The 20,681-nt window shown below is 71.8% G+C and carries 20 protein-coding genes and 1 pseudogene; 7 read left to right on the top strand and 14 right to left on the bottom strand.

What is annotated here, in order from left to right; all coding sequences use genetic code 11:
- Nucleotides 1–4 precede the first annotated feature (4 nt).
- Both M4D82_RS22500 and M4D82_RS22495 read right to left on the bottom strand, forming a co-directional pair.
- Nucleotides 5–1,039, bottom strand: coding sequence for an AAA family ATPase (locus tag M4D82_RS22500; RefSeq protein WP_249767759.1), 1,035 nt, complete (start codon nucleotides 1,037–1,039; stop codon nucleotides 5–7).
- A 371-nt stretch (nucleotides 1,040–1,410) separates the two neighbouring features.
- Nucleotides 1,411–3,492 (bottom strand): VMAP-C domain-containing protein, encoded by a 2,082-nt coding sequence (locus M4D82_RS22495; RefSeq protein ID WP_249767758.1) that lies wholly within the window; start codon nucleotides 3,490–3,492, stop codon nucleotides 1,411–1,413.
- Nucleotides 3,493–3,640: 148 nt separating this feature from the next.
- Here M4D82_RS22495 and M4D82_RS22490 point away from each other — a divergent pair, with 148 nt between their 5' ends.
- Entirely contained in the window at nucleotides 3,641–3,826 is a 186-nt protein-coding gene (locus M4D82_RS22490; protein ID WP_018102711.1) for a DUF6104 family protein, read from the top strand.
- A 137-nt stretch (nucleotides 3,827–3,963) separates the two neighbouring features.
- Here the strand turns inward: M4D82_RS22490 and sodN are convergent, their stop codons facing one another.
- Entirely contained in the window at nucleotides 3,964–4,359 is a 396-nt protein-coding gene (gene sodN, locus M4D82_RS22485) for a superoxide dismutase, Ni (RefSeq protein ID WP_007266490.1), read from the bottom strand.
- A 172-nt stretch (nucleotides 4,360–4,531) separates the two neighbouring features.
- On the opposite strand from sodN, the gene sodX reads away from it, so the two are divergent.
- Complete coding sequence (gene sodX / locus M4D82_RS22480; protein WP_249767757.1) at nucleotides 4,532–4,951, top strand: nickel-type superoxide dismutase maturation protease; 420 nt, start codon at nucleotides 4,532–4,534, stop codon at nucleotides 4,949–4,951.
- Here the strand turns inward: sodX and M4D82_RS22475 are convergent.
- The gene (locus tag M4D82_RS22475) at nucleotides 4,855–5,484 is read right to left on the bottom strand and encodes a CGNR zinc finger domain-containing protein (protein ID WP_249767756.1); all 630 of its coding nucleotides are present in this window, start codon (nucleotides 5,482–5,484) and stop codon (nucleotides 4,855–4,857) included. The two genes, sodX and M4D82_RS22475, sit on opposite strands and share 97 nt — an antisense overlap.
- Before the next feature lie 92 nt (nucleotides 5,485–5,576).
- On the opposite strand from M4D82_RS22475, the gene M4D82_RS22470 reads away from it, so the two are divergent.
- Nucleotides 5,577–6,356: a class I SAM-dependent methyltransferase gene (locus tag M4D82_RS22470; protein WP_249767755.1), complete on the top strand. Its 780-nt coding sequence runs from the start codon at nucleotides 5,577–5,579 to the stop codon at nucleotides 6,354–6,356.
- A 73-nt stretch (nucleotides 6,357–6,429) separates the two neighbouring features.
- Here M4D82_RS22470 and M4D82_RS22465 read toward each other — a convergent pair whose 3' ends face one another.
- From M4D82_RS22465 to M4D82_RS22455, 3 genes are read right to left on the bottom strand one after another with little or no spacing between them, the layout of a single operon-like run.
- Nucleotides 6,430–7,182, bottom strand: a complete 753-nt coding sequence (locus M4D82_RS22465; RefSeq protein WP_249772055.1) for an amino acid ABC transporter ATP-binding protein — start codon at nucleotides 7,180–7,182, stop codon at nucleotides 6,430–6,432.
- Between the two features lie 11 nt (nucleotides 7,183–7,193).
- Complete coding sequence (locus M4D82_RS22460) at nucleotides 7,194–8,144, bottom strand: amino acid ABC transporter permease (RefSeq protein ID WP_502988984.1); 951 nt, start codon at nucleotides 8,142–8,144, stop codon at nucleotides 7,194–7,196.
- Between the two features lie 30 nt (nucleotides 8,145–8,174).
- A complete protein-coding gene (locus M4D82_RS22455) occupies nucleotides 8,175–9,119 on the bottom strand; it encodes an ABC transporter substrate-binding protein (protein WP_249767754.1) in 945 nt (314 codons plus the stop codon).
- 525 nt (nucleotides 9,120–9,644) lie between these two features.
- Between M4D82_RS22455 and M4D82_RS22450 the strand changes: the two genes are divergently transcribed.
- Together M4D82_RS22450 and M4D82_RS22445 are read left to right on the top strand one after the other, a co-directional pair.
- On the top strand, nucleotides 9,645–10,847 hold the full coding sequence (locus M4D82_RS22450) for an NAD(P)-dependent malic enzyme (RefSeq protein ID WP_249767753.1): 1,203 nt from the start codon (nucleotides 9,645–9,647) through the stop codon (nucleotides 10,845–10,847).
- Nucleotides 10,848–10,989: 142 nt separating this feature from the next.
- Nucleotides 10,990–11,952, top strand: a complete 963-nt coding sequence (locus M4D82_RS22445) for a zinc-binding dehydrogenase (RefSeq protein ID WP_249767752.1) — start codon at nucleotides 10,990–10,992, stop codon at nucleotides 11,950–11,952.
- 41 nt (nucleotides 11,953–11,993) lie between these two features.
- Here M4D82_RS22445 and M4D82_RS22440 read toward each other — a convergent pair.
- The 3 genes and pseudogenes from M4D82_RS22440 to M4D82_RS22430 form a co-directional block, all read right to left on the bottom strand.
- A pseudogene (locus M4D82_RS22440) lies at nucleotides 11,994–12,898 on the bottom strand (PadR family transcriptional regulator).
- A gap of 1 nt (nucleotide 12,899) precedes the next feature.
- Nucleotides 12,900–13,823 carry a DUF4097 family beta strand repeat-containing protein gene (locus M4D82_RS22435; RefSeq protein WP_249767751.1) on the bottom strand — a complete coding sequence of 308 codons (924 nt, stop codon included), beginning with the start codon at nucleotides 13,821–13,823 and terminating at the stop codon, nucleotides 12,900–12,902.
- A 171-nt stretch (nucleotides 13,824–13,994) separates the two neighbouring features.
- Entirely contained in the window at nucleotides 13,995–14,927 is a 933-nt protein-coding gene (locus M4D82_RS22430; RefSeq protein ID WP_249767750.1) for a LysR family transcriptional regulator, read from the bottom strand.
- A 220-nt stretch (nucleotides 14,928–15,147) separates the two neighbouring features.
- Between M4D82_RS22430 and snpA the strand changes: the two genes are divergently transcribed.
- Nucleotides 15,148–15,807 carry a snapalysin gene (gene snpA, locus M4D82_RS22425; RefSeq protein ID WP_249767749.1) on the top strand — a complete coding sequence of 220 codons (660 nt, stop codon included), beginning with the start codon at nucleotides 15,148–15,150 and terminating at the stop codon, nucleotides 15,805–15,807.
- Between the two features lie 267 nt (nucleotides 15,808–16,074).
- Here snpA and M4D82_RS22420 read toward each other — a convergent pair whose 3' ends face one another.
- The 4 genes from M4D82_RS22420 to M4D82_RS22405 form a co-directional block, all read right to left on the bottom strand.
- Nucleotides 16,075–16,659, bottom strand: a complete 585-nt coding sequence (locus tag M4D82_RS22420) for a dihydrofolate reductase family protein (protein WP_249767748.1) — start codon at nucleotides 16,657–16,659, stop codon at nucleotides 16,075–16,077.
- Nucleotides 16,660–16,745: 86 nt separating this feature from the next.
- Nucleotides 16,746–17,333 carry a GNAT family N-acetyltransferase gene (locus M4D82_RS22415; RefSeq protein WP_502989084.1) on the bottom strand — a complete coding sequence of 196 codons (588 nt, stop codon included), beginning with the start codon at nucleotides 17,331–17,333 and terminating at the stop codon, nucleotides 16,746–16,748.
- A gap of 174 nt (nucleotides 17,334–17,507) precedes the next feature.
- A complete protein-coding gene (locus M4D82_RS22410) occupies nucleotides 17,508–18,569 on the bottom strand; it encodes a family 2 encapsulin nanocompartment cargo protein polyprenyl transferase (RefSeq protein WP_249767746.1) in 1,062 nt (353 codons plus the stop codon).
- The gene (locus tag M4D82_RS22405; RefSeq protein ID WP_249767745.1) at nucleotides 18,569–19,975 is read right to left on the bottom strand and encodes a family 2B encapsulin nanocompartment shell protein; all 1,407 of its coding nucleotides are present in this window, start codon (nucleotides 19,973–19,975) and stop codon (nucleotides 18,569–18,571) included. The genes M4D82_RS22410 and M4D82_RS22405 overlap by 1 nt, the downstream gene beginning before the upstream one ends.
- Before the next feature lie 187 nt (nucleotides 19,976–20,162).
- Between M4D82_RS22405 and M4D82_RS22400 the strand changes: the two genes are divergently transcribed.
- Nucleotides 20,163–20,630 carry an RrF2 family transcriptional regulator gene (locus tag M4D82_RS22400; RefSeq protein ID WP_249767744.1) on the top strand — a complete coding sequence of 156 codons (468 nt, stop codon included), beginning with the start codon at nucleotides 20,163–20,165 and terminating at the stop codon, nucleotides 20,628–20,630.
- Nucleotides 20,631–20,681: the final 51 nt, after the last annotated feature.

Here is a 20,681-nt window from a genome sequence, read left to right as displayed (position 1 = left end):
GCCCTCACCTCGGGCGGTCGAGGCGCTGGATGAGCAGGTCCGCGAGGTCCTCCCGGGTGGGCGGGGCGGCGTAGTGGGTGAGGTAGATGGCGTTGAGGAGCTGGTCGGCGGCGACCAGTTCGGAGCGGGAGCGGCCGAGGAACTCCCGGATCAGGTCGGCGCCGAGCTGCGCGGCCTCTTCCCCGAGGTGCGCGCGGACCATGCCGGCGAGCCGCTTCTCCCCCGGCGGGCCGAGCTTGAGCTGGATGCAGCGGCGCAACAGGGCGGCGGGGAAGTCGCGTTCGCCGTTGCTGGTGAGGATGATGAACGGGAAGGACCGGCAGCGGACGCGTCCGTCGCGGACGGTCACCTTGGCGCCGTCGTCGGTGAGGACGCGCACCTCGGGTTCGGAGTCGGCGACGCGTTCGAGCTCCGGCAGGGTGAACTCGCCTTCCTCCAGCACGTTCAGGAGGTCGTTCGGCAGGTCGATGTCGCTCTTGTCGAGTTCGTCGATGAGCAGCACGCGCGGTCGCGCGGTGGGCAGCAGCGCCGTGCCGAGCGGGCCGAGGCGGATGTACTTGCCGATGCCGTGGGCGGCGCCGGGGGCCCCGCCGGGCGTTCCCGCGAGGTGACCCGCCCCCGCCGTGATCTGTACGTCCTGAAGGCGGGCGAGGGCGTCGTAGCGGTAGAGGCCCTCCTGGAGGACGGTCCGCGAGACCACCGGCCAGCGCAGGACCCGCCCGAGTTTCAGTTCGTGGGCGACGGCGTGCGCCAGGGTGGACTTGCCGGTGCCCGGGTAGCCGGTGACCAGCAGGGGCCGGCGCAGGTAGAGGGCCGCGTTGACGGCCTCCAGTTCCTCCGGCTCGGGTCGGTGCAGGGCGGCGGCCCGACGGTGGGCGCCGAGCCGGCGCGCGACGCTGCCGTCCTCGGCCGCGGCGGCCCCGTCCGGTTCGACGAGGGGCCCGCCGTCGAAGTCCCGCCACGGCGGCGGGTCGGGCAGGGCGGCGATCCCGTCGTGCGGTTCGCCCACCCCCCGGTAGATCAGCCATTCCTCACTCACGCCCGCTCCCTCCCGAAGCCCGCACACCCGAACACCGCACCCCACGGCCGGGGCACGACACCCGCCCCGATCCCCACCCGCGCCTTACGCCCCATACCGCCCCACACTCCCCAACCGGCCCCGCCGCCACGCCGGTCCGATGCTCCGGGCCCGGCTTCGTGCTCCGGCCGGGGGATTCCCCCGCCCTGCTCGCCTCAGGCGTCACCGCACCATGCCTGCCCGCCGTCGTCCGGCCCACGCACCCCTTCCCCCCTGGGTCGTGTCTTGTGGATCATGCCGGGCTCGCGACGTCCGGCATGATCCACAAGACACGACCCAGGCGCCGCACCCACGCCGCCCCGCGTGCCCGGCGCGCTACCCGCCCCGCCCCCTCACAGGTCCCCCTGGAGCGGCTCGTCCTCCGGCAGGGCGCGGGACGGATCGTCCCAGACGAGGGTGACCCCCGCCGCCCAGTACGCGTCGGGGTCCGCGCCGTGGGTTCGGGCCCGCAGGGCCTGGAAGCGCGTCGGCAGCGCCTCCCCCCGGCCCGCCTCGGCCAGTTCCTCGCGCAGCCCCCGGTGGAACGGCGCGCACGACACCGGCAGGCCGGACGGAGGGCGGCGGCCCACCAACACCCCGTAGCCCGCCTCCCGTACGGCCCGCAGCGCGCCCAGCGTCGGTTCGGCGGCGGCGGCCCGGCACAGCACCGGGACGGTGTTGTCCATCAGCCCCGTCAGCCAGCGCGGCGAGGGGCTGCGCGGTCGGCCGCGCGCGCAGTCGGCCCGCTGGTCCAGCAGCGGCCCCTCGCGCACCCGCGCCCACCGCCCGGCCGCCGCCGGGCCCGCGTCGTTGTCGGGGTAGCGGAACACGACGGGCCGCTGAACGCCCACCGGCACCCCGCCCGACACCGTCCAGGCGTCCACCGGCAGCCCGAACAGCTCCGGTTCCACCGCCACTTCGAGGAGCGCGGCCGCCTCGTGCGTGTCGCAGCGCCGGAAGCCCTCGGCGAGCGGGGCCCGCAGCACCTCGGGCAGGTCGCGGGGGCGTGCCCGTACGCCGGAGGCCACCGGGGTGACCCGGCCCGGCCGGGCGGGGCCCGCCAGGACGGATACCCGCCAGTCGTGGACGTCCTCCCAGCCGTGCGCCCACACCTCCAGCAGGACGGAGGGCCCCGACGGCAGCCCGCCCGGCGTCCGGGCCCCGCCGCGCGGTCCCATCCCGGCGTGGGCCCGCCGCAGGCGTTCCCGCTCGGCGAGGCCCCGTTCGCGCTGCTCGCCGAGCTCGCGCCGCAGCGGGCGCCAGAGCCGCTCGGCGGTGGCCCGTACCCAGTCCCACAGTTCCTCGTCGGCGCCGGGCGCGGGCGGCTCGCGGTGGTCGGCGACGCTGACCCCGGTGGCGTAGCGGAGCATCGCGGCGGCCTCCCCGCCGACGCCGGGCGGGTCGTGCAGCAGGCCGAGGCCGTCGCGCCAGCCGAGCGGCGCCGGCACGGCGGTGTCCGGCTCCTCGCCGCGGGCCTGCTCGACGAGTTCGCGTACCGCCTCGGAGGAGCCGGGCGGCGGCAGCTCCGCGAGCAGCCCGCACAGGGTGGTGAACTCGCCCGGGGTGAGCCGGCCCCGACCGCCGAACCGTCCCGCGTACCGGTCGCTCTCGGCGGCGGCGAGTTCGTCGTGGACGTCCGTCCAGGTGCGCCGGCTGTCGAGGTCGCTGAGGTGGCGGTCGTAGTGGTAGAGGTCGTGGGCCTGCATCACCCGCCGGTAGAGCCCGGTCTGCCCGGTCGCGGCCATCGGCAGGGTCCGCAGCTGCGCCACGGAGACGGCGAGGCCTCCCCCGCCGCCGGAGCGGCGGGCCTTGACGACGCCGACGACCTCGCCGCGCGCGAGGTCCACCACCGGGCCGCCCGACATGCCGGCCTCGATCTCGTCCTCGTCGCCGAGGCGGATGGCGGCGCCCTGGGCGGCGATGCCGCGCAGCCGGGTGGTGCGGCCGGTGATCTCGGGGACGCCGAGTTCCTCGGTGCAGCCGAAGTAGGCGGCCTCGTCGAGGTGGGGGCCGGCCCGGTCGGTGAGCCATACGCAGGCGTGGGAGATGGGCGACAGGACCCGGATCAGGGCCAGGTCGGGCAGGTCCCACAGGGCCCGGCGTCCGGGACGCCGTTCCTCCAGCCGTTCGGGCAGTACGCATTCCACGCGCCCCGCGACGGTGCCGGTGGCTCCGTCGGGGCCGGACTGGAAGGTGATGCCGAGCTCGCGCCCCGCCAGCCGCATCGCGGCACCCCCTTCGCCGACCACGTGCGCGCACGTCAGGACCCAGCCGGGGGCGATGAAGAAGCCGCTGCCCCAGGTGGGTCCGGACCAGTCGTTGCGGGGGTTGTCATACCCGCCGCGGGGCGGGTGGACGCGTACCGTCGCGGCCCGGACGAGGGGCTCCAGGAGTTCGAAGGCGCGCGCCGCGCCCGTGCCCAGCCCGTCAGGCATCCCGCGCCCCCCGCCCACCGTCAGGCCCTGTCGTCCCATCGTGGCCGTCCAGGCTAGCCCCGGGGACGGACGTGGCGGGAGGGTGTCGTCGGAAAGCGGATTATCCTGGCGGGAAACACCCCCATCCCGACACGGCACGGAGCCCGACTTGTACTTCACCGATCGCGGCATCGAGGAGCTGGAGAAGCGGCGCGGCGAGGAGGAGGTCACCTTCGAGTGGCTCGCCGAGCAGCTCCGTACGTTCGTCGACCTCAACCCGGACTTCGAGGTCCCGGTGGAGCGCCTGGCGACCTGGCTGGCCCGCCTGGACGACGACGAGGACGAAGACGAGTGACCCGGGACCGGTCCCCTCTCCCGAGCGTCTCCCGAACGATCTCGTGAACGCCCAACGGCCCGGCCGCTCGAAGCGGTCGGGCCGTTGTCATTCGCGCTCTGACCAGCAGCGCGGGGAAAACCCCAGGGCGCCCAAGATCAGGCGGCCTTGGTCTCCCAGAAGATGCGGTCGATCTCGGCGATGAGCTCCAGGGCCTTGGCGCCGGTCGCCGGGTCGTTCGACGCCTTGGCGGCCGAAAGGGCCTTCAGGGTGTCGTTGACCAGGGTGTGGAGCTGCGGGTACTTCTCGAAGTGCGGAGGCTTGAAGTAGTCGCTCCACAGCACCGAGACGTGGTGCTTGGCGAGCTCGGCGCGCTGCTCCTTGATGGTGATGGCGCGTGCGCGGAAGTCCGCGTCCTCGTTCGCCTGGTACTTCTCCTGGACGGCCTTGACCGACTCGGCTTCGATACGGGCCTGGGCCGGGTCGTACACGCCGCAGGGCAGGTCGCAGTGGGCGGAGACCTTCACCTTGGGGGCGAAGAAGCGGGAAAGCATGGGGCTTGTCCTCCTCGTGATCGTCTTCTCAAGGGTGGAGATTACTCGCTGGGAAACGGGAAATCGCGGGCGCCCCCATGGGCTTGGGACAAAAGTCCAGCCGCGGCCGAGGAGTGATGAGCGAACGTACGGGGCCGTACGGCAGCATGCGGGAAGGACGAGGAGGCCGGACATGACGGAGAACGGGCGCGACCGGGTGCGTTTCGGTGTCGCCGAGGTGACGGGGCCGTCGATGGTGCCCACGCTGCTGCACGGGGACCGGCTCGTGGTCCGTTACGGGGCGCTGGTCCGGCCGGGTGACGTGGTCGTGTTCCGGCATCCGTTCCAGCAGGACCTGCTCGTGGTCAAGCGGGCGGTGGAGCGCCGGCCGGGCGGTTGGTGGATGCTCGGCGACAACCCGTTCAACGAGACCGGCGACAGCACCGTGTACGGGCCGGTGCCCGAGGACCTGGTCCTGGCGACGGCCGTGCTGCGCCTGCGGCCGCGCGGGCCCGGTCAGCGTTCGCTCAGGGCCCGGCTGTCCTGGTTGCTGTCGGCGGCGCGGCCGCTGCGCGCCGATTCCTCGGCCTCCAGGCGCTTGCGGGCGCGGTAGGCGGCGACGTTGGCGCGGGTGGCGCAGCGGTCGGAGCAGTAGCGCCGGGAGCGGTTGGTGGAGGTGTCGAGGTAGGCGTTGCGGCACGGCGCGGCCTGGCACAGGCCGAGGCGGTCGGGGCCGTGTTCGGTGAGGTGGAAGGCCAGTCCGAAGGACGCGATGGCGGCGTAGCCGGCCGAGGCGTTGGAGGGGTGGTCGGCGAGGTGGATGTGCCAGTCGGGGGCGCCGTCGGGGCCGAGGGTCTCGTGGCCGGACACCTGCGGGCTGACGGGGAACTCCATGAGGAGTGAGTTCAGCAGGTCGACGGCGAGGACGTGGTCGCCGCCGTCGGCGGCCTCGAAGACGGAGCGCAGCCGGCCGCGGACGTTGCGGAAGCGGGTGACGTCGGTGTCGGTGACCCGGCGGGCCATCTGGACGCTGGCCCCGAAGAGGGCCCGGACGTCGTCGGCGGAGGTGAGGAAGTCCTTGCCGCGAGCCGGTTCCTCGGTGTTGACCAGGCGCACGGCATAGTCCGAGTAATGGGCCAGTTCCACTTGTAGTCCTTACGGCTGCGGGTTAGTGTCTGCGGTGGCCGGGGTAACGGCTGATATAGGTTCGAGGGTATTACGTGTGGGAGGGTTTCGGGATGACGGATGCGGTGGCCGGCTCGAACGGCACGATCGGCGCGGACTGGCAGGCGTGGCAGGACAGCTGGGACCGCCAGCAGGAGTGGTACATGCCCGACCGCGAGGAGCGGTTCCGGGTCATGCTGGACATGGTCGAGGCCCTGGTCGGTCCCACCCCCCGGGTACTGGATCTCGCGTGCGGTACGGGAAGTATCACGGACCGGCTCTTCAAGAGGTTCCCGGAGGCCACCAGTACGGGGCTGGATCTCGACCCCGCGCTCCTGACGATCGCCCGGGGCCACTTCGCGGGCGACGACCGCGTCACCTTTGTCACCGCCGACCTCAAGGACCCCGACTGGCGCGCGGCGCTCCCCTACGACTCCTACGACGCCGTGCTGACCGCGACGGCCCTGCACTGGCTGCCGAGCAAGGAGCTCGCGGTCCTCTACGGGCAGATCGCGCCCCTGGTGCGCCCCGGCGGCGTCTTCATGAACGCCGACCACATGCCCGACCCCACCACCCCCCGCATCGACGCCGCCGAGCACGCCCACCGGCACGCCGGGATGGACCGGGCGCGCGCCCAAGGCGTGTTGGACTGGCGCGAGTGGTGGGCCCTGGCCGCCGCCGACCCGGTGCTCGCCGAGCCGACGAAGGCGCGGTTCGCGATCTACGGCGAGCACGCCGACGGCGACACCCCCGACGAGGCCTGGCACGCCCGCACCCTGCGCGAGGCCGGCTTCGGGGAGGCCCGTACGGTGTGGCGCTCCCCCTCGGACGCGCTGGTCCTGGGCCTCAAGTAGGAACGTACGAAACACAAACGAGGAGGGGCGGTACGGGTTCCCGTACCGCCCCTCCTCGTTTGTGTCGACGCGCTTACAGCACCTTGGACAGGAACGCCTTCGTCCGGTCGTGCTGCGGGTTGCCGAGGACGTCGCGCGGGTTGCCCGACTCGACGACCACGCCGCCGTCCATGAAGACGAGGTTGTCGCCGACCTCGCGGGCGAAGCCCATCTCGTGCGTGACGACGATCATCGTCATGCCCGATTCGGCCAGGTCCCGCATGACGTCGAGGACGTCGCCGACCAGCTCCGGGTCGAGCGCCGAGGTGGGCTCGTCGAAGAGCATCAGCTTCGGCTCCATGGCGAGCGCGCGGGCGATCGCCACGCGCTGCTGCTGGCCGCCGGAGAGCTGGGAGGGGTAGTTCCCGCCCTTGTCGCCGAGGCCGACGCGGTCGAGCAGCTTGACGGCGCGCTCACGGGCGACCGCCTTGCTCTCGCCCTTGACCATGACCGGGGCTTCCATGACGTTCTCTATGGCCGTCATGTGGGGGAAGAGGTTGAAGCGCTGGAAGACCATGCCGATGTCCCGGCGCTGGGCCGCGACCTCGCTGTCCTTCAGCTCGTAGAGCTTGTCGCCCTTCTGCTTGTAGCCCACCAGGTGGCCGTCGACCGAGAGCCGGCCGGCGTTGATGCGCTCCAGGTGGTTGATGCACCGCAGGAAGGTCGACTTGCCGGAGCCGGACGGGCCGACCAGGCAGAAGACCTCACGGGGGGCGACCTCAAGGTCGATGCCGCGCAGGATGTGGGCGGCGCCGTACGACTTGTGGACGCCTTCGGCCTTGACCATCGGCTGGGCGGTCACTTCGCCACCTCCGTACGGCGGAACAGGTTCAGGTTCGCCTTGAGCCGCTGCAACGGCGTGGGCGGCAGGCTGCGCAGCGAACCGCGGGCGTAGCGGCGCTCCAGGTAGTACTGGCCGACGCTGAACACGCTGGTCAGCGCCAGGTACCAGATGGAGGCGACGAAGTACATCTCGATGACCGCGCCGGCCGTGGTGCCGATGTTGGAGCTGGCCCGCAGGAGTTCGGTGTACTGCACCGCCGAGACCAGGGAGGAGGTCTTCAGCATGTTGATGAACTCGTTGCCGGTCGGCGGGATGATCACGCGCATCGCCTGCGGCAGCACGACCCGGCGCATCGTCTGGATCTGGGTCATGCCGAGGGCGTGCGAGGCCTCGGTCTGGCCCTCGTCGACGGACTGGATGCCGGCCCGGACGATCTCCGCCATGTAGGCGCCCTCGTTCAGGCCGAGGCCCAGGAGGGCGACCATGAACGGGGTCATGACGTCGACGGTCTCGTTCTTGTAGATCGGACCGAGGTTGATGTACTGGAAGATCAGCGGGAGGCTGAACCAGACCAGCAGCTGCACGTAGACCGGGGTGCCCCGGAAGAACCAGATGTAGAGCCAGGCCACGAAGCTGGTGACCGGGTTCTTCGAGAGCCGCATCACCGCGAAGAGGATGCCGAGCGCGAGGCCCAGCGCCATCGAGGCGATGGAGATGATCACGGTGTTGCCGAGGCCGGCGAGCACCGAGGAGTCGAACAGCTTGTCGCCGACCGTGCCCCAGATGATCTTGCCCTGGGAGAAGGCGTAGACGAGCCAGGTGAGCAGTACGGCCACGACGACGGCGCTGATCCAGCGGCCGTAGTGCCGTACGGGGATGGCCTTGATCGCCTCGTAGGTGGTGCCCGAGGCGCCGGGCCCGGCCGGCGGAGTCGCGGCCGGACCCTTGTCGATCTTGTCAGTCACAATGACTGCCCTTCAGTGGAGCGCTCGGTCTTACTTTCCTGCGTTGACCGTGGCGGACGGCACCGCACTGTCCTTCACGTTCCACTTCTCCAGGACCTTGGCGTAGGAGCCGTCCTTGATGATGGCGTCGAGGGCTTCCTTGAGGGCGTCGCGCAGCTGCGTGTTCTCCTTGGAGACCGCGATGCCGAAGAGGCCCACGTCGGACTGCTGGCCGGCGACCTCGAAGTCGTTGCCGCCGCCCGAGGTCTTCGCGATGTACGCGGCGACCGGGAAGTCGTTCAGGTCGGCCACGGCGCCGCCGGCCTTGACGCGGGTCTGCGCCTCGGCGTCGGTGTCGAAGGCTTCGATGGTGAGCTTCTTGTCCCCGCACTTCTCGGCCTGGGCCTTGAAGGTGTCCTCGTAGATCGTGCCGCGCTGGACGGCGACCGTCTTGCCGCAGACGTCGTCGAGGGACTTGATGTTCTCGGGGTTGCCCTTCTTGACCAGCAGGGAGATGCCGGAGGAGAAGTAGTCGACGAAGTCGACGCCCTTGCCGATCTTGGCGCCCTTGTCGTCCAGGCCTTCCTGACGCTTCTTGTTGTCGGTGATCGAGGACATCGCGATGTCCTGGCGACCGGTCTCCAGCGAGGTGATCAGGCCGTCGAAGGTGCCCGAGGTGAACTGGAACTTCACACCGAGCTGCTTCTCCATCGCCTGGGCGATGTCGGGGTCGACGCCGACGATCTTGCCGCCCTCGGTGAACTCCATCGGGGCGTAGGCCGCGTCGGTGCCGACCTTGATGACGCCCGCGTCCTGGATCTTCTTGGGCAGCTTGGAGAACAGCGGAGCGTCGCTGGTCTTCTCCTTGGTGCCGGACCCGCTGTCGGTCTGGTCGCCACAGCCGGTGAGGATCAGGGCGCCGGCGACCGCGATCGCGCCGACCGCGGCGATCCGGGACCGGGCGGCGGTCGTACGACGGGTGGTGCTTGCGGTCATGAGCTGGTTCCTCCGACAGGGGTGGAAAGCATCCGAGACAGGTCGGGCACGCACCATCGGGTGTCGCGACCTTGTGTGATTACGGCATCTTGCCATTCGGACTGGCGCATTCAGGCTGCCCGTCAGGTCAAAATCAGATAACGGGTGCCCGCGTAGACCCAACAGGCCTGCGGGCAACGCGCTTCGCCGCCGCACAAACCACTGTGACCAGGCCTTTTGGGCGCACATTTTGCGGCGCGTCTCGGCCACTGGACAGAGACCTTTGGACTTTTGGCCAAAAACGGGACAAGCGGCCTAAGGTCGAGCAGGAATCGACTCGTCTGGGTGAGCGTTCTTCCGGTAGAACAGGTCATTACACCCCTCATCCGGGGCTCAGGGCGCGCGTGCGGCGTGCCCGCGCGTACGAACCTCCCCTTCGCGGAGACGGGCCAACCGTCGATGCGGAGTACGGACGCGGTGCCCGCCCACTTCTCAACCAGGAGTGGCCACCCTCAATGATTCAAAGGACCTAAGGGGTCACACGAAGTGGCAGCGGAGATCGTCAACCCTCGCAGCGACAGTGCGACGGACAACAACCCCGATGCGGTGTTCGCGCTGCACCGGGGCGGCAAGATGGCCATCCAGGCCACGGTGCCGGTGAACGACAAGGACGACCTGTCCCTGGCGTACACCCCCGGCGTGGCGAAAGTGTGCACCGCCATCGCCGAGCAGCCCGAGCTCGTGAACGAGTACACCTGGAAGTCGAACGTGGTCGCCGTCGTCACCGACGGTACGGCCGTGCTCGGGCTCGGTGACATCGGTCCCGAGGCCTCCCTCCCCGTGATGGAGGGCAAGGCAATCCTCTTCAAGCAGTTCGGTGGCGTCGACGCGGTCCCGATCGCGCTCGCCACCAAGGACACGGACGAGATCGTCGAGACCGTCGTGCGTCTCGCGCCGTCCTTCGGCGGGGTCAACCTGGAGGACATCTCCGCCCCCCGCTGCTTCGAGATCGAGCGGCGCCTCCAGGAGGCGCTGGACATCCCGATCTTCCACGACGACCAGCACGGCACGGCCATCGTCACGCTGGCCGCGCTGCGCAACGCCGCGAAGCTCACCGGTCGCACCCTCGGTGACCTGCGGGCCGTCATCGCGGGCGCCGGCGCCGCCGGCATCGCGATCGCCAAGATCCTCGTGGACGCGGGCATCGGCGACGTGTGCGTCACCGACCGCAAGGGCGTCGTCTCGGCGGACCGTTCCGACCTCACCGACGTCAAGGCCGAGATCGCGGGCCTGACCAACAAGACGGGGCTGAACGGCTCGCTGGAGAAGGCCCTCGCGGGCGCGGACGTCTTCATCGGCGTCTCCGGCGGCACGGTCGGCGAGGAGGCGGTGGCCTCCATGGCGCCGAACTCCTTCGTCTTCGCCATGGCCAACCCCAACCCCGAGGTCCACCCCGACATCGCGCACAAGTACGCGGCCGTCGTGGCGACCGGTCGTTCGGACTTCCCGAACCAGATCAACAACGTGCTGGCGTTCCCGGGCATCTTCGCGGGCGCCCTGAAGGTGCGCGCCACCCGGATCACCGAGGGCATGAAGATCGCCGCCGCCGACGCCATCGCCGGTGTCGTCGGTGACGAGCTGGCCGCCGACTACGTGATCCCGTCGCCGTTCGACGAGCGCGTCGCCACCGCCGTCACCGCCGCCGTCGCCGCGGCGGCGAAGGCCGACGGCGTGGCCCGCCTGGCCTGAACGGCGGGCTGAGCCGCACGGCTCGTACGCACGAGGGCCCGGTCGGAGTGATCTCCGGCCGGGCCTTCGCGCGTCCCGGCGCCCGGGGTCCCGGCGGTGCCACCCTGGCCGGCGGGCCTACCGGCCGGTAGCCTCTGGCGGCATGTTCGCTGCCTACGCCTCCCGAATCGACCGCGACCAGCCGCTGAACGGCCTCACGCTGGGCGAGCGCCCGGCCCCCGTGGCCCGCCCCGGCTGGGTGACCGTCGACGTCAAAGCCGCCTCGCTCAACCACCACGACCTCTGGTCCCTGCGCGGGGTGGGCCTCGGCGAGGACAAACTGCCCATGACCCTCGGCTGCGACGCCGCCGGGATCGACCAGGACGGCAACGAGGTCGTCCTGCACTCCGTCATCGGCCAGAGCGGCCACGGCGTCGGCCCGGACGAGCCCCGCTCCATCCTCACCGAGCGCTACCAGGGCACCTTCGCCGAGCAGGTCACCGTCCCCGCCTGGAACGTCCTGCGCAAGCCCGCCGAACTCTCCTTCGAGGAGGCCGCCTGCCTGCCGACGGCCTGGCTCACGGCCTACCGGATGCTGTTCACCAACGCGGGCGTACGCCCCGGCGACTCGGTCCTGGTCCAGGGCGCGGGCGGCGGCGTCGCCACCGCCGCGATCGTCCTCGGCAAGGCGGCGGGCCTGCGGGTCTTCGCCACCAGCCGCGACGAGGCCAAGCGCAAGCGCGCGGTGGAGCTGGGCGCGGTGGAGGCGTACGAGCCGGGCGCCCGGCTGCCGCGGCGGGTGGACGCCGTCATCGAGACGGTCGGCGCCGCCACCTGGTCGCACTCGATCAAGTCCCTGCGCCCCGGCGGCACCTTGGTCATCTCGGGCGCGACCAGCGGCGACCGGCCGGCGCACGCCGAGCTGACCCGGATCTTCTTCCTGGAGCTGAAGGTGGTCGGCTCGACCATGGGCTCGAAGGACGAGCTGGAGGACCTGCTCGCCTTCTGCGCGGCCACCGGCGTGCGCCCGGTGATCGACGAGGTGCTGCCGCTGGACCGGGCCCGCGAGGGCTTCGCGAAGCTCGAATCGGGAGACCTGTTCGGCAAGGTGGTGCTGACGGTCTGACGGTCCGGCCGCCTGACGACCGGCCGCCCGGTCCACACCCGCTACGCGCCCGGCCGCAGGCCCGCCTCGATGCGGGCGGCGGCGGCCGCGAGGTGGGCGCGGGCCTCGGCCAGTTGGGCCGGGGTCACGCCGTGGTCGCGGGCCGCGTCGCGGACGTCGTCGCGGAAGCGGTCGAGCAGCCGGTCCAGGTCCCGCGCCGGGTCGGCGGAGGGTACGAGGTCCTCGGCCCAGCCCGCGCCGGCCGGCCCGGGGCGCTCGCCGGTTCGGCTTCGGTGGCGCCGGGGGCCGCGGGGCCGTTGCCGCCGCCCAGCCAGGCGCCGGCGAGGCTGCCGAGGACCCCGCTCGACTTCGCGAACTGCTCCTGCAGTTGGGCCGCGATCCGCTGGACCTCCTCGCGGGCCCGCTCCTGCGCCTCCTTGGCCTGACGGCGGGCCGCCTGCGCCTCCTCGCGGGCCCGGCGGCTCTCGTCCTTCGCCCGGCGCGCCTGTTCCTTCCACTCCTGGCGGGCCTTGCGCAGTTCCTCCTTGGCCGCCTTCCAGGAGTCGTCCTCGACCGGGGTGGCCGTCGCGGAGGCGGCCGCGCGCATCTCGCGCCGCAGGTCGCCGGCGGCGCCCCGGACGTCGTCACGGATCTCGGCGGCCAGCTCGGAGACCGAGTCGCGGATCTCCAGCTCCAGGTCGGCCAGCTCGCCGCCGCGGTCGGCGAGTTCGGCGCGGCCCGCCTCGGTGATGGAGTACACCTTGCGCCCGCCCTCGGTGGCATGGGTGACGAGCCCCTCGGCCTCCAGCTTGGCCAGCCGCGGGTACACGGTGCCCGCGGAGGGCGCGTAGAGGCCCTGGAAGCGCTCCTCCAGCAGGCGGATCACCTCGTAGCCGTGGCGCGGCGCCTCGTCGAGCAGCTTGAGGAGGTAGAGGCGGAGGCGGCCGTGGGCGAAGACGGGCGGCATGTCAGAGCACCTTCTTGTCGAGCTGGAGCGGGGCGGCGGCGTCGGGGTCTGCCTGCGGGCGGCGCAGGAGCGCGATGGCGCCGGAGACGGTGGTGGCGCGCAGGGTGCCGGCGCCGGTGCCGAGGGTGCCGGTGATCCGCTTCGCGCCGAGCTGCCCGGAGACGCGCAGGTCCTCGAAGGCGTTGGAGACGCCGCCGGTCGCGGTGTTGGCCTCCACCTTGGCGTCGGCGGGGTGCGGGAGGCGGATCGCGACCTGACCGGAGACGGAGTTGAGGAAGATGTCCACCGGCCGGCCGGACGCCGGGTCCGGGGCGAGGTCGATGAGCATGTCGCCGCTGACCGAGTCGGCCCGTACGTTGCCGCCGGCACCGTCCACCACGGTCAGGCCGCCGGAGACGGAGTGGAAGCCGAACTCACCGGCGACGGACTGCGCCTCGACGCTGCCGGAGACGGTGTGCGCCTTGACCCGGCCGCCGAGGCCCACGAGCGTCGCGTCGCCCGAGACGCCGTTGACGTCGGTCCCGCCGGAGATCCCGGAGACGAAGGCGGCGGCGCTGACGCCGACCAGCTGGACGCGGGTCGCGGCGGGAACCGTCAGGGTGACGGTGACGCTGCGCTCCCAGGCCTTGCGCCCGTCCTCGGAGGAGCCCGTCCAGCCCTTCCACGGCTTGCTCTCGAACCACTTCTTGAAGCCGTGCGTGCCGTTCCAGGGCAGGTCCTCATAGGACACCGTGAGGACGCCGCCCTCCTGGACCACGTGGAGGGGCGGCCCGTCGACCTCGGCGACCTCCAACCGGGCCGGCCCGTCCTCGGAGGCGACCACGTTGACGGTGCCGTCGACGATGCGGACGCGGAGGTCGGTGACCGGGTCGTCGAAGGTGAGCTTCCGCGGTGCCGCGACGGACCACGTCGTCTGCTCTGCCATGGTGCTGCTCCTCCTCGTGGGCTGATGCACGCAACATATCGCGTCTTCTGAAGAACACGATATATCGCGGTCGGGTGAAGTCAAGCGGCACGCCGAGGACCCGGACCCCGTGTCGGGGCCCGGGTCGTGGTCCGGGTCGGGCGGTGCTCGGGTACGGCTCGGGGTTCGGGCTCAGGCCGCCAGAAGGGGGCTCGCGTGGTGGTGGAGCCACGCGCGGTAGGACGGGGTGCCCAGGGCCGCTTCGCGATAGGCGGCGCGCAGGTCCTCGTAGACCTCGGCGTGCGCCCCCGGGCGGGTCGCGAGCAGCAGCCGCACGGCGAGGGGGTCGCCGTGGAGCGGCCGGATCGCCATGTCCTCACGCGGTCCGGAGGTGGGCTGGCAGGGGGCGACGGCCTCACCGGAGACGATCAGGGAGGCGGCCGTGTGGTAGTCGGCGTGCAGGACGGGCGGGTCGAGGCCGGCGCCGGCGAGGACGCGGCGCAGCCCGTCCCATTCGCCGTCGACCGACGGGTCCACCGTCCAGCGGTCCCCGGCCAGGTCCTCTAACGCGACCACCGACGAGCGCGCGGCCGGATGGTCGCGCGACATGGAGACGAACTGCGGCTCGCGCTCCATCAGCACGCGCAGTTGGAGCCCCTCGGGCACCCGTAACGGGCTGCCCTCCACCTCGTGCACGAACGCCACGTCCAGCTGCCCGGAGGCCACCATCCGCAGCAGCGCGTTGGCCGACACGTCGACCACCAGCGAGGTTTCCGTCTCCGGATCCCGGCGGTGCAGCCGGCGCAGCCACCCGGGCAGGGCCCGGCTCGCCGTCGACCCGATGCGCAGCCGGGGACCGTGCGCCGCCGCACGGGCCTCGGCGACGAGCGCCGCCATGTCGGCGAGCAGCGGTCGCGCCCGGCCGAGCACCGTACGACCGAAGGGGGTCGGGCGGCATCCGGTGCGTTCACGCAGGAACAACTCGCCGTCCAGGGCCCGTTCGATCCGTTGCAACTGGGTCGTCAGCGAGGGCTGACTCACTCCGAGTTGGCGGGCCGCCTTGTGCAGGCTGCCGGCGTCGGCGATGGCGCACAGCGCGCGCAAGTGCCTCACCTCGAGCTCCATGACCCGAGGGTAGGTCGGGCCGGTGGACCGCACCAGCCACCCATAGCCCCCCGAATCCCGCCATTCTCGCGCTAGTTGACCATGGTGAATCTCACCGAAAACCCACCCGATAGGCCCGTGCTATCCGGCGCTGACATCATCCCCGGGCGCCCCCCGCTCCCGCAGACTCCGGTACCGAACGACCACCCCCCACCGCACCGGACGAGTAGGAGCCCCCCACATGCGCCCCTTCCGTATGCCCATGACGGCCGCCACCGTAGGACTGGGCCTCGCCGCCGCCCTGGTCGGCTTCGCCCCCACGGCCACCGCCACGACGGCTCCGGCCGACCTCTCCGCCGGCTACGCGGCCTACGAGAGGTCCCAGGAGAACGAGTCCGCCAACCGGGCCTTCTTCGAAGCCGTGCAGCGCTCGGTCGCCGAGCAGCGCGCCGCGAACCCCGGCGCCCTCGCGGTCACCGTCACCTACAACACGCGCAACGCGCCCAGCTTCCGTACCCAGATAGCCAACTCCACCCGCATCTGGAACAGCTCGGTCACCAACGTGAAGCTCCAGGAGGTGGCCTCCGGCGGGAACTTCTCGTACCGCGAGGGCAACGACTCGCGCGGCTCGTACGCGAGCACGGACGGCCACGGTCGGGGCTACATCTTCCTCGACTACCGGCAGAACCAGCAGTACAACTCCACCCGCGTGACGTCGCACGAGACCGGCCACGTGCTGGGTCTGCCGGACCACTACTCGGGCCCGTGCAGCGAGCTGATGTCGGGCGGCGGGCCGGGCACCTCGTGCCAGAACGCCACGCCGAACAGCGCCGAGCGGACACGCGTCAACCAGCTGTGGGCCAACGGCTTCGCCGCCTCGGGCCTCGGCTCGAAGGGCTAGCCGCCCTCACCCACCGGGCGTCACCCGGCCCACCCCTTCGGGGGGAACGTAGCGGGGGCACTCCGGGTTCCGGCAGGGACCCGGGTGCCACTCCGGTACGAAGACCCCGAGGGACTTGCGCCGCCTGATGACCGTCTCCACGGCGCTCCCGCAGGTCGGGCACGTGTGCCGCTCGTGCCCGGCCCGCGGGGCGACCGTCTCTTCCGCGCGCTGCTGCTGTTCACCGGCCATACCTCCACGGTAGGCCGGTTTCGCGCTTCCGGCGGATCAGCGCTTCACGGCGTAGGAGGTGATCACCTGGCCGCCGCCGAGGGCGGTGCAGCCGGTCAGCTCCAGGGGGCGTACGCCGAAGCCCGCCCGGGACATGGGCATGCCGGTGCCGATGGCGATCGGGTAGGTCTTGACGATGTACTCGTCGATCTCGTCGACCAGCTGTCCGGCGAGGTCCGCGCCGCCGCAGAGCCAGATGTCCAGCCCGTCGCGCGCCTTCATCTCGCGCACCGCGGCCACCACGTCGCCGCTGATCAGCCGCACGTCCGGGGCCGGGGGCTCGGCGAGGGAGCGCGAGACGACGTACTGCTCGCGCATGTGGCCGTAGGGACTGGCCATGCCCGCCTTGAGGCCGGGCTCGTAGGTGGCGCGACCCATGAGCACCGCGTCGAAGCGACGGGGCGGGAGGTCCTCGATCCCCATCTGCGCGCGCCCGGCGGAGGCGATGGTCTCCGGGTACTCGACCTTCAGGTGGTCGACGAACTCCGCGTCGAGGGAGGCGTAGAAAAAGTCCGCGTCGCCGTCGGGGGCCCCGATGAACCCGTCGATCGTCGTCGCGATGAAGTACGTGAGCTTGCGCAAGCGATTCTCTTCCGTTCGACCGTGCCACCGCTCCGGGGCACGTCGGCCAAAGTACTTCAATTGAAGTGCTTCACCAAGGGGTTTTTTCAGCCATTCGGTTTGCGCCACATCGGCCACATCAGCGGCCCGTCCGGCAGCCGAACCGCCTCGCCGGTGAACTCGAAGCCGAGCCGCTCGTACAGCCGCTTGCTGCGCTCGCTGCTCGCCTCCAGATACGCCGGTACGCCGTCCCGGTCGCAGCGCTCCAGTACCGGCCGCATCAGCTCCGTCCCGAGGCCCTCGCCCTGCCGGCCCGGCTCGACGGCGATCATCAGCAGGTACTCGTGCTCCTCGGCCGTCGGGTGCACCGCCCCGGTCAGCCGGCCGACCAGCTCGCAGCGCTCGTTGTCCGGATCGGCCGCCGCGCGCATCTTCGCGGGGACCTCGTCCTCCCCCTCCGGCTCGCCGGCGGGGATCCGCAGCCACAGCGCCGCCGCCGAACCGTCCGCCGTCCGCTCGACCCGACCCTCCGCGAACGCCACGTCGACGAAGACCCCGAGGAAGCGGCCGTGCACGGCGGCCCGGTGCTCCGGGTCGGGGAAGACCCAGCTGCTCACGGGGTCCTCCCGGAAGGCCACGTCCAACAGCCGCGCGACCTCGTCACGCTCCGACGGATCCGCCTGACGTATCTCCAGCACCACGGGTCACACCCTTCACTCGGACGTCAACAACCGGGAGTGATCCTAGAGTTGACGTCCATACGCGCAGAAGGCCCGTTCCGGCACCCCGAAGGGTGTCCGAACAGGCCTTCCTCCACGCGTCCCCACGCGTTCACCGCGGCACTGCGCGGTGAACGCGGCCCTACGCGGTCACCTGGTCCGACGCGTGACGAACTCCGCCAGCGCCAGCAGCCCGCCCGCCGCCGCCAGGTCCGGCACGGCCCGGGACAGCTCCTGCACCGCCCGACCCATCCGGTCGGCCGCGTGGGCCTGGGCCCAGTCCCGGCCGCCGGCCCGTTCCACCGCCCCTGCCGCCCGCGTCACATCGGCCCCCTCCATGGGGCCCGCGTAGAGCGCGGCCAGCTCCTCGCCCGCCTCGGTGCCCGAGGTGAGGGCCGCCACGACGGGCAGGGACTTCTTGCGGGCCAGCAGATCGGCCCCGGCGGGCTTGCCGGTGTGCGCCGGGTCCCCCCAGATGCCGATCAGGTCGTCGATCAGCTGGAACGCGAGACCGGCCTCCCGGCCGAAGGCGTCCATCGCGTCCGCCTCCCGCGGCCCGGCCCCCGCGTACAGCGCGCCCAGCGCGCACGCGCAGCCCAGCAGCGCCCCCGTCTTGGCCGTCGCCATCGTCAGGCACTCGTCGAGCGAGACGTCCGGGCGCACCTCGAAGGCGCAGTCCGCCTGCTGGCCGGCGCACAGCTCCACGATGCAGGCCGCGAGCCGGGCCGAGGCCTCCGCCGAGGCCGGGTGCGGGTCCTCGGCGAGCAGCCGCAGCGCGAGCGCCATCATGGCGTCGCCGGTGATGATCGCGTCGGCCGTGCCGAAGACGCTCCAGGCGGTGGCCCGCCCGCGACGGCGGACGTCCTTGTCGACGACGTCGTCGTGCAGCAGCGTGAAGTTGTGCGCCAGCTCCACGGCCACCGCCGCCCGCACCGCGTCGGCCTCCTCGAACTTCGCGTCGCCGCGCCCGGTGCCCCGTAGGGCCTGCGCCGAGGCGAGGACGAGCGCGGGCCGGATGGCCTTGCCGGCGCCCGTCTCCGTCGGGGCGCCGTCCTCCCCCTCCCAGCCGAAGTGGTACATCGCCACCCGCCGCATCCCGCCGGGCAGGCCGGCGAGGGTCCGGCGCAGTTCGGGGTTGACCGTTTCCCTGGTGCGCGCCAGCAGGGCCGACGCCTCCTGCCCGTCGCCCTTGGCGAGGGTGTCGGCGGTCATCAGTGCCGGCGGCCGATCTCGACGTTCTCCAGCACGCCCAGCGCGTCGGGCACCAGGACGGCCGCGGAGAAGTAGGCGGTGACGAGGTAGGAGATGATCGCCTGCTCGCTGATGCCCATGAAGCGCACCGACATGCTCGGCTCGATCTCGTCCGGGATGCCCGGCTGGTGCAGGCCGATCACGCCCTGGTCGGCCTCGCCGGTGCGCATGCACAGGATGGAGGTCGTACGGGCGTCACTGATCGGGATCTTGTTGCTCGGGAAGATCGGGACGCCGCGCCAGGCGGGCACCCGGGTCCCGGCGACGTCGACCGTCTCGGGGTAGAGGCCGCGCTTGTTGCACTCCCGACCGAAGGCGGCGATGGCCTTGGGGTGGGCGAGGAACAGCTTGGAGTCGCGGCGCATGGAGAGCAGCGCGTCGAAGTCGTCGGGGGTGGGGGCGCCGTCGTGGGGCTGGATGCGCTGGTCGTAGTCGGCGTTGTGGAGGAGGCCGAAGTCGCGGTTGTTGAGCATCTCGTGCTCCTGGCGCTCGCGCAGCGCCTCGACCGTGAGCCGCAACTGCTGCTCGGTCTGGTTCATCGGCTGGTTGTAGAGGTCGGCGACGCGGGTGTGCACGCGCAGGACCGTTTGTGCAATGGAGAGTTCGTACTCGCGCGGGCGGGCCTCGTAGTCGACGAAGGTGCCGGGGAGGACGGCCTCGCCCCGGTGGCCGGCGGAGAGGTCGATCGCGGCCTCGCCGAAGGGGTTGGTGGCGCGCTCGGGTGCGGAGCGGGCGTTGTCCACATGCGCGCGCAGGGACTCGACGCGGTCGGCGAGGAGTTGGAAGTCCTGCCGGGACAGCGTGAGCGCGGTGCCGGCGGTGGTGGCGCGGGCGGTGTACTCCCAGATGGCCTCTTCCTCGGTGAGGGCGTCCTCGCCGAAGAAGGCGCCGTCGGCGACGGTGCGCAGGACCGCGTCGTCGCCGTAGGGGCCGGGGCCGATCTGGTCGACGCGGCCGTGGGCGAGGAGGAAGACCTGGTCGGAAGGGCTGCCGAAGGAGGTCAGCTCCTGGCCGGGTTCGAAGTCGATCTGGCGGCAGCGGGCGGCGAGTTCGGTCAGGACCGCCTCGTCCTCGTAGCCGCGCAGGAGCGGGAGTTCGCCGAGTTCGGCGGGGATGACCTGGACCTGGGTGCCGGTCTTGACGAACTCCACGATCCCGTTGCCGACGGAGTAGGTCAGTCGTCGGTTGACGCGGTACGTGCCACCCTGCACGGAGACCCACGGGAGCATCTTCAGCAGCCACCGCGAGGTGATCTCCTGCATCTGCGGCGTGGACTTGGTCGTGGTCGCCAAGTTCCGCGCGGCCGAGGTACCGAGACTTCGTTGCGGTGTCTGGGCTTCGGACTCGGAACCAGCCTGGACCGACATGTCTTTCCCTTTCGATCACTCCATGGTCTACGGACGGAACACTTCCAGCACGCAACGTGGCGTGGCCATTACACAAAAGGGTGGGACTACTCCGTACGGGTGTGGGCATCTTGCAGGGTTCACCCCCCCTCACCCTCCCCCACCCGTTTAACTTGTATCTACGATGCAAGTTTTCTACGCTGACGCCATGCGGCTGACCCGATTCACCGACCTGGCGCTGCGCGTCCTGATGCGCCTGGCCGTCGAGGAGAGCGACCTCCCGACGACGCGCGAGGTCGCGGCGAGCATGGAGGTCCCGTACACCCACACCGCGAAGGTCGTGGCCCGACTGCAACACCTCGGTCTGGTCGAGGCCCGGCGCGGCCGGGGCGGCGGGCTCGCCCTCACCCCGGCGGGGCGCGCGGCCTCGGTGGGCGGGGTGGTGCGCGAGCTGGAGGGTTCGGGCGACGTCGTGGACTGCGACGGGAACGTCCCGTGCCCGCTGCGCGGGGCGTGCGTCCTGCGCGGGGCGCTGCGCCGGGCGCAAGAGGCCTTCTACGCCGCCCTCGACCCGCTGACGGTGAACGAGCTGGTGGCGACCCCGACGGGCCCCGTCCTGCTGGCCCTTTCGGCCGGCGGCTCGCGGACCGGACCCGGGGACGGGATGGCCGAGTAGACCCCGGCCGGCCGAACAGAATCGCGCACTGCCGCACCCCCTCAGCGCGCC

Source organism: Streptomyces sp. RerS4, assembly GCF_023515955.1.
Classification (GTDB): Bacteria; Actinomycetota; Actinomycetes; order Streptomycetales; family Streptomycetaceae; genus Streptomyces.
This window is presented reverse-complemented; position numbering and strand designations above follow the sequence as displayed.